Raw genomic sequence first — 16,464 nt, 5'->3', positions numbered from 1 at the left:
TCAGGAATGCGTGTTCGGCATGGATGGCGCGCCGTCCATGCCCTCCGCCATTTCCAGCGGCGGCGAGGCCACGTCCTCGTCCGGCCGCGCCAGCTGCCGTTCCCACATCTGCGCATACAGGCCCTGCTCCGCCAGCAGCGAATAATGCGTGCCGCGCTCGACGATCCTGCCGTGGTCGAGCACGATGATCTGCTGCGCATCGGCGATCGTCGACAGGCGGTGCGCGATCACCAGGGTCGTGCGGTTCTTCGCGATCTCCTTCAGCTGCGCCTGGATCGCCTGCTCCGAGCGTGAATCGAGGGCCGACGTGGCCTCGTCGAAGATCAGGATCGCCGGATCCTTGAGCAAGGTGCGCGCGATCGCCACCCGCTGCTTTTCGCCGCCCGACAGTTTCAGGCCGCGCTCGCCCACCATGCTCCCGTAGCCGTCCGGCAGGCTCTCGATGAAGTCATGGATCGAGGCCGCGCGCGCGGCCGCCACGATGTCCTCTCGGCTGGCGCCGGGCCGGCCATAGGCGATGTTGTATTCGATCGTGTCGTTGAACAGCACCGTGTCCTGCGGCACGATGCCGATCGCGGCGCGCAGCGATTCCTGGGTGATGTCGCGCAGGTCCTGGCCGTCGATGCGGATCGCGCCGCCGTTCACGTCGTAGAAGCGGAACAGCAGCCGCGACAGGGTCGACTTGCCCGAGCCGCTATGCCCCACCACCGCGGTCGTGGTCCCGGCGGGAATCGTGAAGTCGACATCGAACAGGATTTGCCGCTTGGCCTCGTAGCTGAACTCGACGTGCGAAAACGCGACCTCGGCGCCTTTCGTCGCCAATGGCTGGGCCTTCGGGCTGTCGGCCACTTCGCGGTTCTGGTCCAGCAGGCCGAACAGGCGTTCCATGTCGGCCAGGCTTTGCTTGATCTCGCGGTAGATCACGCCCAGGAAGTTGAGCGGCAGGTAGAGCTGGATCATGAAGGTATTGACCAGCACCAGGTCGCCCAGGCTCATGGTGCCGGCAATGACGCCCTCGGTCGCGCGCCACAGGATCAGCGTGACGGCGGTCGCGATGATCAGCGACTGTCCGGTGTTCAGGAAGGACAGCGAAGTCTGCGAGCGCACCCCGGCGTTCTCGTAGTTCTTGAGGCCTTCGTCGTAACGCCGCGCCTCGTAGTCCTCGTTGCCGAAGTACTTGACCGTTTCGTAGTTGAGCAGCGAGTCGATCGCCTTGGTGGACGCCTTCGATTCGAGCTCGTTCATGGTGCGCCGGAAGTGCGTGCGCCATTCGGTGACCACCACGGTGAAGGTGATGTAGGACGCCAGCGCCACCGCCGTGATGATGGTGAACCAGATATCGTAGTTGAACACCAGGTAGACCAGCACCAGCGTGATCTCGACCAGGGTCGGCAAGATGTTAAACAGCGAATACGAGATCAGTGAATTGACGCCGCGCGTGCCGCGCTCGATGTCGCGCGTCATGCCGCCGGTCTGGCGGTTCAGGTGGAAGCGCAGCGACAGCGCGTGCAGGTGGCGGAACACCTTGAGCGCGATCGTGCGCACCGCGCGCTGGGTGACGCGCGCGAACAGGAATTCGCGCAGCTCGGTGAACACCGTCATCGACAGGCGCAGCAGGCCGTAGCCGACCAGCAGCCCGAGCGGCAGCACGAGCAGCGCATGCGGGTGGGCCGGGTCGATCGCCAGGCCGTCGATGATCTTCTTGAGCACCAGCGGCACGCCGACGTTGGCCAGTTTTGCGCCGACCAGCGCGGCCATGGCGGCCATCACCCGCCATTTATAGACCCACAGGTAGGGGAACAGGGTTTTGAGGGTGGCCCAGTCGTTGCGGGGACCAGCTTTGGTATCGGGCGGGAGTGGAGCGGAATTGCGGCGCATGACGGGGCTTCGGGATTTATGGTTCAATTCGGGTCGATTGTAGCTTTTACCGAGAATTCACGATGACCACGCTAGACAACACCGTCACCACGCCCACCACGGTCCGCCTCCCCGCAGGCAAGATGCCGGAACTGCGCGTCATGCCCGCCCCGTCCGACGCCAATGTATATGGCGACGTGTTCGGCGGCTGGATCATGGCCCAGGTCGACCTGGCCGGCTCGCTGCCGGCCACCCGCCGCGCCAACGGCCGCGTGGCGACCATCGCCGTCAACTCCTTCCTGTTCAAGAATCCGGTGTTCGTGGGCGACCTGCTGTCGTTCTACGCCGACATCACCAAGGTCGGCAACACCTCGGTCACCGTCTTCGTCGAGGTGTACGCCGAGCGCAACCGCCTGGCGGCCGAGGTGGTCAAGGTGACCGAGGCGACGCTGACCTATGTCGCCACCGGCCCGGACCGCAAGCCGCGCCAGCTGCCGCCGCTCGAATCGCTGGTGGCGCACCGGTAAAGAAAAAGGCCGCCGGATCGGCGGCCTTCGGCATCAGGCGCTCTTCTTCTCGTCGCGCAGTTCGCGCCGCAGGATCTTGCCGACGTTCGTCTTCGGCAGGGTCTCGCGGAACTCGATGAACTTGGGCCGCTTGTAGCCGGTCAGCTGCTCCTTGCAGAACTCCTTGAGCTGTTCGGTGGTGAGGTCGGCGTCCTTCTTCACCACGTACAGCTTCACGGCCTCGCCCGAGTTCTGGTCCGGCACGCCCACGCACGCCACTTCCAGCACGCCCGGGTGCGCGGCCACCACGCCCTCCACTTCGTTCGGATAGACATTGAAGCCCGAGACCAGGATCATGTCCTTCTTGCGGTCGACGATGCGGGTATAGCCCTTGTCGTCCATGATGCCGATGTCGCCGGTCTTGAAGAAGCCGTCGGCGGTCATGACCTTGGCCGTCTCGTCGTCGCGCTGCCAGTAGCCGGCCATCACCTGCGGGCCGCGCACGGCGATCTCGCCGGCGGTGCCGAACGGGACTTCGTTGCCCGCCTCGTCCAGGATGCGCAGCTCGGTCGACGGCAGCGGCAAGCCGATCGTGCCGGTGAATTCAGTGATGTCGCAGCGGTTGGCGGTCACCACCGGCGAGGTCTCGGACAGGCCGTAACCCTCGACGATCGGGATGCCGGTGGTCTTGAGCCATTTGTCGGCCACGGCCTTCTGCACCGCCATGCCGCCGCCCGGGCACACCATCAGGCCCGAGAAATCGAGCCTGGCGAAATCGTCGTTGTTGAGCAGGCCGTTGTACAGCGTGTTCACGGCCGGGAAGATGTTGATGCGATAACCGCCCAGCTCCTTCACGAAGCCCTTGATGTCGCGCGGGTTCGGGATCAACAGGTTCATGCCGCCGATGCGCAGGCCCAGCAGCGCGCAGACCGTGAGCGCGTAGATGTGGTACAGCGGCAGCGCGCAGGCGAACTGCGGCTGTTCGCCGGCCTTCAGCTTGGCAAGGGTCGGCCCGAACCAGGCTTCGTTCTGCAGCACGTTGGCGATCACGTGGCGGTGCAGCAGCACCGCGCCCTTCGACACGCCGGTGGTGCCGCCGGTGTACTGCAGGAAGGCGACGTCGTCGTGGCCGATCGCGACCGGCTTGAGGGTCTCGCGCGCGCCTTCGGCCAGCACCTTGTTGAAACCGACCGCGTCCGGCAGCGAATAGGCCGGCACCATCTTCTTGACCTTGCGCACCACCAGGTTGACCAGCGAGCCTTTCAGGCCGCCCAGGAGGTCGCCCATGGTGGCCAGGACAATATGCTTCACCCCCGTCTGGCGCACCACCTGCTCCAGCGTGTGGGCGAAGTTCTCGAGCACCACGATCGCCTCGGCGCCCGAGTCGACCATCTGGTGCTGCAGCTCGCGCGGCGTGTACAGCGGGTTGACATTGACGACCACGTAGCCGGCGCGCAGCACGGCTGCCAGCGCCACCGGATACTGCAGCACGTTGGGCAGCATGATCGCTACGCGCGCGCCCGGCTTGAGGCCGCGCGCCTGCAGCCAGGCCGCCATCCGCTGCGACATGGCGTCGAGTTCCGCGAACGTGATGGACTTGCCCATGCAGGCATAGGCCTTGCGGTCGGCGTACTTGCGAAACGCCTCCTCCAGCAAATGCGTCAGCGAGCGGTACTGGGTCGGATCGATCTGAGCCGCCACGCCGTTCTCGTACGACGAGAGCCAAAATTTGTCCATCTGTCCTGCCTTCCTTGTTGGTTCCAATAAAACGCGAAAGCCGCCCGACGGGGCGGCTTTCGCCGGGGTAGTCCCGTCACAATGCTTATGCCACCGTCTCCGCCTGCTTTTTCTCGTCCCTCAGCGCGCGCCTCAGGATCTTGCCGACGTTGGTCTTCGGCAGCTCGTCGCGGAATTCGATGTACTTCGGTCGCTTGTAGCCGGTGAACTGCTGCTTGCAGTAGTCCATCAGCTGTTCGGCCGTGAGGCCAGGGTCTTTCTTTACCACGAATACCTTGACCGCCTCGCCCGAATGGTCGTCGGGCACGCCGACCACGGCGCATTCGAGCACGCCCGCATGGCCGGCGATTACGCCTTCGAGCTCGTTCGGATACACGTTGAAGCCCGAGACCAGGATCATGTCCTTCTTGCGGTCGACGATCTTCACGTAGCCGCCGGCGTCCATGACGCCGACGTCGCCCGAGCGGAAGAAACCGTCGGCGGTCATCACCTTCGCGGTTTCGTCCGGACGGTTCCAGTAGCCGGTCATCACCTGCGGGCCGCGGATGGCGATCTCGCCGATTTCTCCCGGCGCCATGTGGCGGCCTTCGTCGTCGACGATCGCGATATCGGTCGACGGCACCGGCAGGCCGATGGTGCCGGTGAATTCGGTGCTGTCGGCACGGTTGCAGGTGGCCACCGGCGAGGTCTCGGACAAGCCGTAGCCTTCGACGATGGCCACGCCGGTGATCTGGCGCCACTTGTCGGCCACCGGCTTTTGCACCGCCATGCCGCCGCCGTTGCACATGCGCAGCGCCGAGAAATCGAGGTGGGCGAAGTCGGGGTTGTTGGCCAGCGCGTTGTACAGCGTGTTCACGGCCGGCAGCATGTTGACGCGGTACTTTGCCAGTTCCTTGACGAAGGCCGGGATGTCGCGCGGGTTCACGATCAGGACGTTCAGGGCGCCCATGCGCATGCCCCACATCGCGCATGCGGTCAGCGCGAAGATGTGGTACAGCGGCAGCGCGCACACGATCGTGACCTGCTCGCCCGCGGCCTGCTGCATGCACGGCTCGGCCCAGGCCTCGGTCTGCAGCACGTTGGCGATCACGTTGCGGTGGGTGAGCGTGGCGCCTTTCGAGACGCCGGTGGTGCCGCCCGTGTACTGCAGGAAGGCGACGTCGTCGATCCTGAGCTCGGCCGGCTTGAACGGCATGCGCTCGCCCTGGGCCAGCGCTTCCTTGAAGGTGACCATGTTCGGCAGCGAGAACTCGGGCACCATCTTCTTGACGTTGCGGACCACGAAGTTGACCAGCATGCCCTTCACGCCGCCCAGCATCTCGCCCATGCTGGCCACCACCACGTGGCGCAGCGGGGTCTTGCCCATCACCTTCTGCACGGTGTGGGCAAAGTTTTCCAGCACGATGATCGCTTCGCTGCCCGAGTCGCCGATCTGGTGCTCCAGTTCGCGCGCGGTGTACAGCGGGTTGACGTTGACGACGGTGTAGCCGGCGCGCAGCACGGCGGCCAGCGCGATCGGATACTGCAGCACGTTCGGCATCATGATCGCCACGCGCGCGCCGGGGGCCAGGCCGCGGCTCTGCAGCCAGGCGGCCAGCCGCTTCGAATACGCATCGAGTTCGCCGTAGGTGATGAACTTGTCCATGCACACATAGGCCTTGCGGTCCGCATATTTGCTGAAGGATTCTTCGAGCAAATGCACCAAGGAGCGGTATTGATCCGGATCAATCTCCGCAGGCACGCCCGGGGGATACGACTGCAGCCAAATTTTGTCCATCGCTCACCTCTGTCTCGATTTTTATCGTTCTGGTCGGGCGGCCGGAGGTGTTTGCCGGCGCGCCTGCACACGTGGCTTATAGGTTTGCCATCGCTGATGGTGATGCTATCGGGCAGCGCCCCTGTGCGCAAGCGGTTTTACCGCGATTGGAACCGGTCCTCTACGGAGACGCACCGATGGTGCGCTGCACCACCAGCGTGCCCGGCGTGGCCGTCGCGCCCAGGCGCTTGAGCACGCGATGCCGCTCTTCCTTGTCGAGCTTGGCCAGCTGGTTGACAGCCTTGTAGAAGCCGCGCCACGACTTCTCGCGGCGCAGCAAAACGCGAAACGCCGGCACGAAATCGTTATAGGTCGCCACCGAGGCCAGGTGGGCGTTCGACAGCGGCTCGGCAAAGAAACGGTCGTAGCCCGCGTAGCCACCCCAGTTCGCCTTGAGCACCTGGTAGTCGTCCTGCAGCGCCAGGAACAGGCGCGCCTTGGCCGCGCGCTTGACGCCGTCGGGCTCCATGCTCTTGTACGTACGCTCCAGCTCGCCGCGATAGCGCAACAGCAGGGCCAGGAAGTCGCTCTTGCGGGTCTTGTAGCGCTCGTACGCTTCGCTCATCTGGGGATTGCCGAAGCGCTCGAGCCAGGCTTCCACGCCGGCCTGCTCCACCGCGCTGGCGAAGGATTCGTTGAACTGCGAATCGCCCGCCACGTAGACCACCTGGTGCGCCAGTTCATGGAAGATCAGGCGCGCCAGCTCGGCGTCCGGATAATTGATGAAGGTCGACATCAGGGGATCGCTGAACCAGCCCAGGGTCGAGTAGGCGCTCACGCCTCCGACCTCGACGTCATTGCCCTGCGCGCGCAATTGCTTGGCATAGGCCTGGGCCTCGGCCTTGCTGTAGTAGCCGCGATAGCTGACGCAGCCGGCCACCGGGAAGCACCACTGGATGGGCTTGAGCGACAGCTCGGGCGTGGCGACCACGTTCCACAACACGTAGGGCCGGCCGAGATTGGTGTAGTTGGTATAGCTGCCGTTGTCGGGCAGCTTCATTTCCTGGATGGCGAAGCGGCGGATCTGGCGCGCCGATTCGAGGCGGTGGCGCAACTTGACGTTGGTGTTGCTATCGGCGATCCAGTCGTCGATCGGGCGCGCATTGGTCAGCAATTGCAGCTGGCCTTGCGCGGCCTGGGTGTAGTAGGAGAGGGATGAGCAGCTTGACAACATGAGGGCCGCGGCTGCCGCGACCATGACTGGCTTGAAGGCCTGGGAAAATCTAGATGGTTTCATCTCGCGTCAAGGGTGCAGCTCTTTCGACCTGCACGAGGGTGTCGTAGAAAGTGGGCGCCCGGCCCATGTCGGTCAAACGCTGGCTGGTGACTTCATTGGCGTTCTTGCCGTCGCTGGCGAGTTTCTTCCACCAGATCGACAAGCCCACCACCAATCCAGCACGCGCCTTGTCGGTCACGCGTGCGCGGGCGATGAACGAACCGCGGTCGTTAAAAATGCGCGCCATGTCGCCGTGGGCGATGCCGCGTGCCGCGGCGTCGTCCGGGTGGATGTCGAGGTGCGGTTCGCCCTCAGTTGCGCGCAGGCTCTTTACATTGACAAACGTCGAGTTGAGGAAGTTCCGCGCCGGCGGAGAAATCATCGCCAGCGGGTACTTTTCGGCCAGTACAGGGTTGGAAGCAACAGACTCGTAAGGCGGAATATACGTGGGCACCGGATCGAGCCCATCGGCCAGCATGCTCTCCGAGAAAAACTCGCACTTGCCGGACGGGGTCGTGAAACCGCCCTCGGCGAACGGCGCGGCCGGCATGTTCAGCTTTTTCCAGCCGCTGCGCTTGAGCGACTCCCAGTCGAAGTGGATCGCGCGCGCATCGTTCTTGTTGAAGGCCTGGGCCGCGATCTCGTCGTCGCTCTCCAGGAAGCACGGGTCGTCATAGCCCATGCGCGCCGCCAGCAGGCGGAAGAATTCGGTGTTCGGTTTCGATTCGCCCACCGGGGCGATGGCGGCGTTATTCGCCATCATGTACAGGTGGCCATAGGCCAGGTGCGCATCGACGTGCTCGAGCTGGGTGGTGGCCGGCAACAGGATGTCGGCATAGTCGGCGCTATCGGTATGAAAGTGTTCGAGCACCACGGTGAACAGGTCTTCGCGCTCGAAGCCCTGCTGCACCTTGCGCGAATCGGGCGCGATCGCCAGCGGGTTGGCGTTGTAGACGATGACGGCTTCGATCTTCGGGCCGAACCCGGGCGACGCTTCCCTGAGCAGGTCGTCGCCGATGGTGGTCATATTGATCGTGCGCGGCGTGCGGCCCGCCAGGAGATCCGGGCGCTGCAAGGCCGGGCGGTTGGTCGGGAACGACGCCGAGGTCGACAGCTGGATCCCGCCGGCCGGCAGGCGCCAGGCGCCCACCAGCGCCGGCAAGCAGGCGATGTTGCGCACCGCCATGCCGCCGCCGCGCACGCGCTGGATGCCATAGTTGATGCGGATCGCGGCCGCGTCGCCATTCTTGACGGTTTGTCCGTACAGGCGCGCCAGGTTGACCACTTCGTCGACCGTGATGCCGCAGGTGTCGGCGGTGCGTTCCGGCGTCCACTCCAGGGCGCGCGCCTTCAGGGGTTCGAAGCCGAGCGTGTGTTGCTCGATATAGTCGTGGTCGAGCAGGTCTTCGGTGATCAAAACGTGCATCATGCCCAGCGCCAGCGCCGCATCGGTGCCTGGCAACAGGGCGATGTGCTGGTGGCACTTCTCGGCCGTCAGGGAACGATAGGGATCGATCGCGATCAGCGTTGCGCCACGGCGCTTGGCTTCTTGCGCGCGCATCCAGAAATGCAGGTTGGATGCGATCGGGTTGCCGCCCCAGATCAGGATCAGCTTGGCGTCCTGGAATTCCTCCAGGTCGGTGCCGATCGAACTGCCGATGGTGTAGCGGTAACCGGTGGCGCCGGCGGTGGCGCAGATGGTGCGATCGAGCAGCGAGGCGCCCAGTTTATTAAAGAAGCGCAGCGACATCGATTCGCCCTGCACCAGGCCCATGGTGCCGCAATAGCTATACGGCAGGATGGCTTGCGGGTCGCGTGCGCCGATGTCTTTCAGACGTCCTGCGATGGTGTCGAGCGCTTCGTCCCAGCTGATGCGTTCGAATTTCCCTTCTCCCTTGCGGCCCACGCGGCGCATCGGATACAGCACGCGGTCCGGGTGATAGGTGCGGTCGACGTAGCGCGACACCTTGGTGCACAACACCCCGGCCGTGGTCGGATGCTCCGGATCGCCCTTCACTTCTTTCGCGACACCGTCTTCGACTTTGACGAGGATGGCGCAGGTGTCGGGACAATCGTGGGGGCAGGTCGCACGGACGTGGGTAATGGTCATTTTCTTATCGGACTTCGGTGAAAAAACTGCGTGAATCCAATACTTTATACGATTCCGGCGGGCTTCGCGCCCTCCTCTGTCAAGTCTGTTTGAGGCAAGCTACAATAGTTAAAACGATGCCATGCAAAGACTGGACAGCGTGGTAACACATTCGCAAACAGCGAGGAGAACACGATGAAACTAGTGGAACCTATCCTGGCGTCTCAAGCAGAGATCCAGGCCATCCGACGTGACCTGCATGCCCACCCGGAGCTGTGCTACGAAGAACACCGCACCGCCGACATCGTTGCCGAACGCCTGGGCGCATGGGGCATCCCCGTGGTGCGCGGCCTGGGCGTGACCGGCGTGGTCGGCATCATCAAGAACGGCGCCTCGCAACGCGCGATCGGCCTGCGCGCCGACATGGACGCGCTGCCGATGCAAGAATTGAACGGCTTCGCGCATGCTTCGACCCACGCGGGCAAGATGCACGCCTGCGGCCATGACGGCCACACCGCGATGCTGCTCGGCGCCGCCCACTACCTGGCGCAGCACCGCAACTTCGACGGCACCGTGTACCTGATCTTCCAGCCGGCCGAGGAAGGCGGCGGCGGCGCCAAGCGCATGATCGACGACGGCCTGTTCGAGCGCTTCCCGATGGACGCCGTGTATGGCATGCACAATTGGCCAGGCATCCCGGAAGGGCATTTCGGCGTCGTTTCCGGCCCGATGATGGCCTCGAGTAACGAGTTCCGCGTGACCGTGCGCGGCAAGGGCGCGCACGCGGCGCAGCCGCATCGCGGCATCGATCCGGTGATGGTGGCGGTGCAGATCGCGCAAGCCTGGCAGACCATCGTCTCGCGCGAAAAGAACCCGCTGCATACCGCGGTGCTGTCCATCACGCAGATCCATGCCGGCAGCGCCACCAATATCATCCCCGATGAAGCCGAACTGGTCGGCACGGTGCGCACCTTCACCACCGAGGTGCTCGACCTGGTCGAGCGCCGCATGCAAGAAATGGCGAATGGCATCGCAACTGGCTTTGGCGCCAGCATCGACTTCGGTTTCAAGCGCAATTACCCGCCGCTGGTCAACCATCCGGAACAGACCGCGTTCGCGATCGAGGCGATGCGCGCGGTGGTGGGCCCGGCCCAGGTCAATGCCGATGTCGAACCGACCATGGGCGCCGAGGACTTCGCCTTCATGCTGCAAGCCAAGCCGGGCTGCTATGTCTTCATCGGCAATGGCGAAGGCGATCACCGCGCCGGCGGCCATGGGCTCGGCCCTTGCCAGCTGCACAATGCCAGCTACGACTTCAACGACAACCTGCTGCCGATCGGCGCCAGCTACTGGGTGCGGCTGGCGGAGATGAGCCTGCCGGTGGCCTAAGCCTTAGAACAGCCCGAGGAATTTCTTTCGGGCCGTGTTCTTGCGCGCCGGGTCGACCACGTCGGTGACGTCGTACTCATTGAACTTGTCGATCAGTTCCGGAAAGCCGCGGCGGCGCGCCAGGTTCAGCTCTTCCTTGTAGAGCGGCACGACGCAGTGGAAATAGACGTCCTTGCCGTCGACCGTGACCGAATGGAACGGTTCCGGGCTCGATGCGGGCGGCAGCACGATGGCGCCGCAGAAGCCGATGCTAGCGATATACGGTTTGGCCGGGTTCCCGTTCGGCAAGGAGTGGCCGAGGCCGATCCAGGTACGCTCCTTGTGCGGATAGTGCGCCAGGTGGCGCAGCAGGGCCACCGGCCAGTACCAGCGCTCGTCCTGCATCGCGGCTTCGTCCAGCTGCCAGTTCGCCGGCAGGGCCATCATGAGCTCGGCATAAGCCGGCGCGCCTTCCGGCACATTCATCGGCTGCTTGCTCATGCCCGATGTCACCAGGCGCACATAGGGATAGGACGCGGTCGGCTTGACCACGTGGATGTCGACCTGGACGCCGTCGGCCTGGGTCTCGTGGAAGTACAGGGCGGGCTTGCCCAGGTGGGCGGCGATGTGCTCGCCCACCGGATCGTGCGGCAGCACCGCGGGTTCGGGCTGGCGCGCCATGGGGGCGGCGAGCGGGTATAACGGAGCGATGCTTGGTTCGGTTGGAGCGGTTGGTTCGGCCATTATTGTTGATGTGGTTATGTCGCAGCGGGCGTCTATGATACCTTCGCCGCATGGTTGCGTGGCCGCCAGCACGCTATTGTTCTCGCTTGTACAATAGCGTATCAAATAAGAATGACGCTTTTTCCTTCCAAGGATAACCATGATCACTACCAAGAAAATCAGCGCGCTGGCTGCACTCTGCGCCGCGCTGTTCGCTCCGTTCGCCTCGGCCCAGTCCACCGTCGGCAATGGCTACATCGACTCCGCCTCGTTTGAAGTCGGCACCAACCCGCAGCAGCGCATGTACCGCATCGCGGTCCAGTCCGACTGGGACAAGCGCTGGTTCGCCGGCAACGGCCGTCACCTGTCGGGCTACTGGGAAGGCAACCTGGCCCTGTGGCGCCTGAATTCCTACGAGAACGTCCGTGGCCAGAACAAAAACATCGGCGTCATCGGCTTCACCCCGGTGTTCCGCTACCAGAATGACAACAAGCTCGGCCTGTATGGCGAGATCGGTATCGGCGTCAACCTGTTCTCGACCCTGTACAAGAACGAAGACAAGGAACTGTCGACCGCCTTCCAGTTCGGCGACCACATCGGCATCGGCTACACCACCCAGAAATGGGACTTCGGCCTGAAGTACCAGCACTACTCGAACGCCAGCATCAAGAGCCCGAACGCGGGCGCCAACTGGTTCATCGCCAAGGCGGCTTACCGCTTCTGATGTGCATGATGCGCGCATGGGCCGGCAGCGGCCGGTCCATGGCGCGGTCGTCTTGCAGTTTGTGACACAATCGTGCCTCTGGCGGCCACTGCCGCCTGCCGTTTTCACGAGGCCCGATTGACCCCTTCGCCCACCCTCAAGCGCTACCTTCCCTGGCTCGTCGCGACTGCCCTGTTCATGGAGCAGCTCGATGCGACCATCGTCAATACCGCCATTCCCAGCATTGCCGCCAGCCTCGGCGTCACCCCACTGAGCCTGAAGTCGGTCGTCACCAGCTACATCCTCGGCCTTGCGGTCGGCATTCCCTTGAGCGGCTGGATGGCCGACCGCTTCGGCACCCGGCGCGTGTTCTTCACGGCCATTGCCGTGTTCACCTTCGCATCGGTGCTGTGCGGGCTGTCAGTGAGCGCCCACATGATGACCGGCGCCCGGCTGCTGCAAGGATTGGGGGGCGCCATGATGATCCCGATCGGCCGCCTGTCGATCGTGCGCACCTTCCCCAAGAACGAGCTGCTGGGGGCGATGAACTTCGTCATCATCCCTGCCCTGATCGGGCCACTATTGGGGCCGACGGTCGGCGGCCTGATCGTGCACTGGACCTCGTGGCGCGTGATCTTCTTCGTCAATATTCCAGTCGGACTGGCTGCGCTGTATTTTGTCTGGCGCCATATGCCTGACTACCGTTCCGAACAGCGGCGTCCGCTCGACGTGCCCGGCCTGATCCTGTTCAGCAGCGGCACCGCCCTGTTGTCGTGGGTGCTGGAAGTGTTTGGCGAGCATACGCTCGACGGCATGACGGCCGGCCTGCTGTTCCTGCTGGCGCTCGGCCTGCTGGGCGCGTATGCCTGGCATGCCTGCCGGACCAAATTCCCGCTCCTGCGCCTGACCCTGCTCAAGGTGCGCACCTTCCGTATCGCGGTGCTGGGCGGCTTCCTCACCCGTCTCGGCGTCGGCGGCCTGCCCTTCCTGCTGCCGCTGCTGTACCAGCTGGGCCTGGGACTGCCGGCATGGCAATCGGGCTTGCTGATGATGCCGTCGGCGCTGGCGGCAATGGGCATGAAGGTGTTCGCGCCCGGCTTGCTGGCGCGCTTCGGCTATCGCCGGGTGCTGCTGGTGAATACGATCATGATCGGCGTGACCATTGCGATGTTCACGCTGGTGGATGCCGGCACGCCGCTGGCGGTGATCGTCGGCATCGGCCTGATGCAGGGCTTCTTCAACTCGCTGCAGTTCTCGAGCATGAACACGCTGGCCTATGCCGACGTCGAGCCGGCCGATACCAGCATGGCCAGCACGATTTCCAGCTCGTTCCAGCAATTGTCGATGAGCTTTGGCCTGGCGGCAGGGTCGATCGTCACCGCCTGGTTCCTGGGCGGGGTGTCGCAAACCAACCAGGGCCAGGTGACGCAGGCGCTGCACCATGGCTTCGCCGTCCTGGCGGTGCTGACCTTGCTCTCCTCGGCCGTGTTCTGGCGCCTGCGCCGCAACGATGGCGACAGCATCAGCCGCGGGCAGAGCGTGGCGCCGACGGCCGAGCCGGTGACGGTGACGGCGCAGTGACGGCGCCTTATTTCACCGGTTGCGAGATCACTTCGACCGAGCCGCGTTTCAGGATCGGATTCTTGACGGCGGAGAAGTACACCTGCCGCTGGCTCATCGCGATATAGGTCCGGTGGCGGTGCAGGAAGTCGGTGCCCAATATCAGGATCGCGCCTGAATACGGCAGGTCCATCAGGCGCACATTGAAGTCCTTGACCTCGAGTCCGCCGATCGACATCTGACCTACTGGCACGTTCCACACCGGCTTGTCCTGGCCGTGGCCGGGAAGCGGGTCCTCACGGGTCGCGCCGGATGCGGCGGGCGTCAATCCCAGCCGCTCCGCGGCGACTGCCGGAAGGTAGGAATGCGGCGTCGCCGTCGACAATAGCGCCCAGACCTCCTTGCCGTTGATGAGCACGCTGAACACCGGACGTGGATCGCGCTTCCACAGGTCTACCCGGATGGGGACGGCGACGGCGTCCGGGTCCCAGTAGGCGAGATGCTCCCTGAAGCAGCCTTGCGGGTTGAAGTGTTTCAGATAGCCCTCGTCCAGGGCGACTTCGAGATCCGTGAGCAAGAGATTGCCGGCGCCAACCCTTGCGCCGAAAGTGTCGTCCATAAAATCCTCGACCAGATACCAGCTGTCCGTCAGCTTCGTCCGACCGAAAGAGGCGTCGTCGACAAAGGTCGTTACGCCTTCCCTGACGATGAATTGGCCAGACGGCATGAATTCACCTTGCGGGATGAAATCCGTTGTGCCGCTCCTACTTTCCTGGAACGTGGTACTGGTGACATGACGTAGCTTGATGGCGAGACGATCCAGGGTCTTCTTGTTGAGGACGATGGTTTGTGGCGAGCCGATGTTCACCACGGCGGAAATAGGGGAACCGTTGAGACTGGCCTTCATGATGGGACGCAGATCGTCGGTGAACGTGAGCGGCACCGTGGCCAGTTCACCCATCTCGCAGCTGGCAGGGAGCGATTGCGCAATCGCAGGGCTGGAACTCATCAGGGCCGCGAGCAAAAGCGGGCCGGCCAGGCGGACATACAGCGTCGAGAATCGATTGGTCATCGCCATCCATAGCAAGTTCAGGAAAGACACAGTATAGATACTTCAATGCATGTAAGTGATCGGCGCCACGAGATTACCCGCTTGGGATTGAAGTTATGCAAATCAGGTAATTGGAGGTGAAATCCGCTTCTGGCGACGACAAAATCATTGACTTTCCGGCGCAATCAACTCCGTGATTCTTTTCCGTGCGACATGCATTAGTGCATTAGCGGGTCGTAATCCCCCGGTGTCAGAATAGTTGTCGCGTCACCTGATGAAGTAAATACCAACCGGGGACGGGCAAGAGAGATCGTGTGAAGCAGTATTCAGCAGAACGGAAAGAAGCGCTACTTCGGCAGATGATGCCGCCGCAGAACAGGCTGGTGTCGGAGTTGGCCCGCGAGAGCGGGATCACCGAACAGACCCTTTATACTTGGCGCCGTCAACTTCGTAATCAAGGAACGCTGGTGCCAGGTAGTGGAAAGAATGCCGAGGAATGGACTTCGGAAGACAAGTTTTCCGTGGTACTGGAAACGGCTGCGCTGAACACAAGCGAACTGGCCGAGTATTGCCGTCGCAAGGGCCTGTTCGCGGAGCAGATTGCCACGTGGCGTGCCGCATGCATGTCGGCCAATGCGAGCGTGGTAAAGCAGACGCGGGAGCAGCAGGCGCAGTCGAAGGAGGACAAAAAGCGCATCCGGCAACTGGAGAAGGATTTACAGCGCAAGGAGAAGGCGCTGGCCGAGGCGGCCGCGCTGCTGATCCTGCGAAAAAAAGCCCAGGCGATCTGGGGGGACAAAGAGGAAGACTGATCAGCGTCCCAGATCGCCTGTTGTGTGTTGAGTTGATCCGTGAAGCAGAGGCCGCCGGCAGCCGGTTGGCGCCAGCCTGCATCGAGCTGGACATTACCTTGCGTACTTTCCAGCGCTGGGTGCGCAATGGCGACGATGCCGTGGCCGGCGACGGTCGTCCCTCCAGCGTGCGGCCAGAACCGGTCAGCAAGCTGAGCGAGGATGAGCGTACCGAAATCCTCGCCGTTGCCAACAGCGAGGAATTCGCCAGCTTACCGCCCAGCCAGATCGTGCCAGCGCTGGCCGATCGGGGCGTGTACATGGCGTCCGAGTCAAGCTTCTATCGCGTTCTGAAAGCGGCGGCGCAACAGCATCATCGGGGCCGCGCGAAGAAACCTTGTGAGCGCGTGCTCACGAGTCATTGCGCCGCGGCTCCGAACCAAGTGTGGAGCTGGGATATCACCTGGATGCCGGCCGCCATCAAAGGCCAATACTATTACTGGTACATGGTGCTCGATATCTTCAGCCGCAAAGTCGTCGGGCATGAGGTGCACGTGGCGGAATCGGCGGAACTGGCTTCACGGTTGATGCGCCGCACTAGCTTGGCCGAGGGGCTGGCCGGTCGTCCACTGGTGCTCCATTCGGACAACGGCAGCGCCATGAAGGGCGCCACCATGTTGGCCACGTTGGAACAGCTGGGTGTGGCGCCCTCGTTCAGCCGGCCACGTGTAAGCAATGACAATGCATACGCCGAGTCGCTGTTCAAGACCTGCAAATATCGCCCAGATTACCCGAACAAGCCATTCGGAAGCCTGGAAGAGGCGCAGGCATGGACGCAGAAATTCGTGCGTTGGTATAACCACGATCACAAGCACAGCGGCCTGAAATTCGTGACCCCGGCACAGCGCCACTGCGGGCAAGACGCGGCGATTTTGAAGCTTCGTGAGCAGGTCTATCACGAGGCTAGAAAGCGCAACCCGCAGCGCTGGTCGCAGGGCACCAGGAACTGGGAACTTGACGATCAAGTCTGGTTGAATCCGGAACGGA

Annotated in this window: 12 protein-coding genes; 5 read left to right on the top strand and 7 right to left on the bottom strand. The window is 63.4% G+C overall.

Features of this window, described 5'->3' with window-relative positions; genetic code table 11:
• Positions 1 to 1,878: an ABCB family ABC transporter ATP-binding protein/permease gene (locus HMPREF9710_RS05695; protein ID WP_005664683.1), complete on the bottom strand. Its 1,878-nt coding sequence runs from the start codon at positions 1,876 to 1,878 to the stop codon at positions 1 to 3.
• A 62-nt stretch (positions 1,879 to 1,940) separates the two neighbouring features.
• Here HMPREF9710_RS05695 and HMPREF9710_RS05690 point away from each other — a divergent pair, with 62 nt between their 5' ends.
• Entirely contained in the window at positions 1,941 to 2,384 is a 444-nt protein-coding gene (locus HMPREF9710_RS05690) for an acyl-CoA thioesterase (RefSeq protein WP_005664681.1), read from the top strand.
• Between the two features lie 33 nt (positions 2,385 to 2,417).
• Here the strand turns inward: HMPREF9710_RS05690 and HMPREF9710_RS05685 are convergent, their stop codons facing one another.
• From HMPREF9710_RS05685 to HMPREF9710_RS05670, 4 genes are all read right to left on the bottom strand, one after another.
• Positions 2,418 to 4,100, bottom strand: a complete 1,683-nt coding sequence (locus HMPREF9710_RS05685; protein WP_005664680.1) for a long-chain-fatty-acid--CoA ligase — start codon at positions 4,098 to 4,100, stop codon at positions 2,418 to 2,420.
• An 85-nt stretch (positions 4,101 to 4,185) separates the two neighbouring features.
• Positions 4,186 to 5,877, bottom strand: coding sequence for a long-chain-fatty-acid--CoA ligase (locus HMPREF9710_RS05680; RefSeq protein WP_005664679.1), 1,692 nt, complete (start codon positions 5,875 to 5,877; stop codon positions 4,186 to 4,188).
• Positions 5,878 to 6,037: 160 nt separating this feature from the next.
• A complete protein-coding gene (locus HMPREF9710_RS05675) occupies positions 6,038 to 7,114 on the bottom strand; it encodes an aminopeptidase (protein WP_005664678.1) in 1,077 nt (358 codons plus the stop codon).
• A 25-nt stretch (positions 7,115 to 7,139) separates the two neighbouring features.
• Positions 7,140 to 9,242, bottom strand: coding sequence for a molybdopterin-containing oxidoreductase family protein (locus HMPREF9710_RS05670; protein ID WP_005664676.1), 2,103 nt, complete (start codon positions 9,240 to 9,242; stop codon positions 7,140 to 7,142).
• 174 nt (positions 9,243 to 9,416) lie between these two features.
• Between HMPREF9710_RS05670 and HMPREF9710_RS05665 the strand changes: the two genes are divergently transcribed.
• On the top strand, positions 9,417 to 10,610 hold the full coding sequence (locus HMPREF9710_RS05665; protein ID WP_005664674.1) for a M20 aminoacylase family protein: 1,194 nt from the start codon (positions 9,417 to 9,419) through the stop codon (positions 10,608 to 10,610).
• A 3-nt stretch (positions 10,611 to 10,613) separates the two neighbouring features.
• Here HMPREF9710_RS05665 and HMPREF9710_RS05660 read toward each other — a convergent pair whose 3' ends face one another.
• Complete coding sequence (locus HMPREF9710_RS05660; RefSeq protein WP_005664672.1) at positions 10,614 to 11,270, bottom strand: suppressor of fused domain protein; 657 nt, start codon at positions 11,268 to 11,270, stop codon at positions 10,614 to 10,616.
• Between the two features lie 202 nt (positions 11,271 to 11,472).
• Between HMPREF9710_RS05660 and HMPREF9710_RS05655 the strand changes: the two genes are divergently transcribed.
• Both HMPREF9710_RS05655 and HMPREF9710_RS05650 read left to right on the top strand, forming a co-directional pair.
• Positions 11,473 to 12,036: an acyloxyacyl hydrolase gene (locus HMPREF9710_RS05655; protein WP_005664670.1), complete on the top strand. Its 564-nt coding sequence runs from the start codon at positions 11,473 to 11,475 to the stop codon at positions 12,034 to 12,036.
• A gap of 117 nt (positions 12,037 to 12,153) precedes the next feature.
• Positions 12,154 to 13,596 (top strand): DHA2 family efflux MFS transporter permease subunit, encoded by a 1,443-nt coding sequence (locus HMPREF9710_RS05650; RefSeq protein WP_005664668.1) that lies wholly within the window; start codon positions 12,154 to 12,156, stop codon positions 13,594 to 13,596.
• A gap of 7 nt (positions 13,597 to 13,603) precedes the next feature.
• On the opposite strand, the gene HMPREF9710_RS05645 is transcribed toward HMPREF9710_RS05650, so the two are convergent.
• A complete protein-coding gene (locus HMPREF9710_RS05645; protein ID WP_005664665.1) occupies positions 13,604 to 14,647 on the bottom strand; it encodes a retropepsin-like aspartic protease in 1,044 nt (347 codons plus the stop codon).
• Positions 14,648 to 14,940: 293 nt separating this feature from the next.
• Here HMPREF9710_RS05645 and HMPREF9710_RS05635 point away from each other — a divergent pair.
• A protein-coding gene (locus HMPREF9710_RS05635; protein WP_229409735.1) for an IS3 family transposase occupies positions 14,941 to 16,464 on the top strand; the annotation gives its coding sequence in 2 pieces (ribosomal slippage) (positions 14,941 to 15,403 and positions 15,403 to 16,464; 1,525 coding nt annotated over the 2 pieces). This gene is flagged as partial in the annotation.

Origin of the sequence: Massilia timonae CCUG 45783, assembly GCF_000315425.1 — a bacterium.
In the GTDB taxonomy this organism is placed as follows: domain Bacteria; phylum Pseudomonadota; class Gammaproteobacteria; order Burkholderiales; family Burkholderiaceae_D; genus Telluria; species Telluria timonae.
Note: the sequence above shows the minus strand (reverse complement) of the source record. Positions and strands in the feature narration are given on the sequence as shown.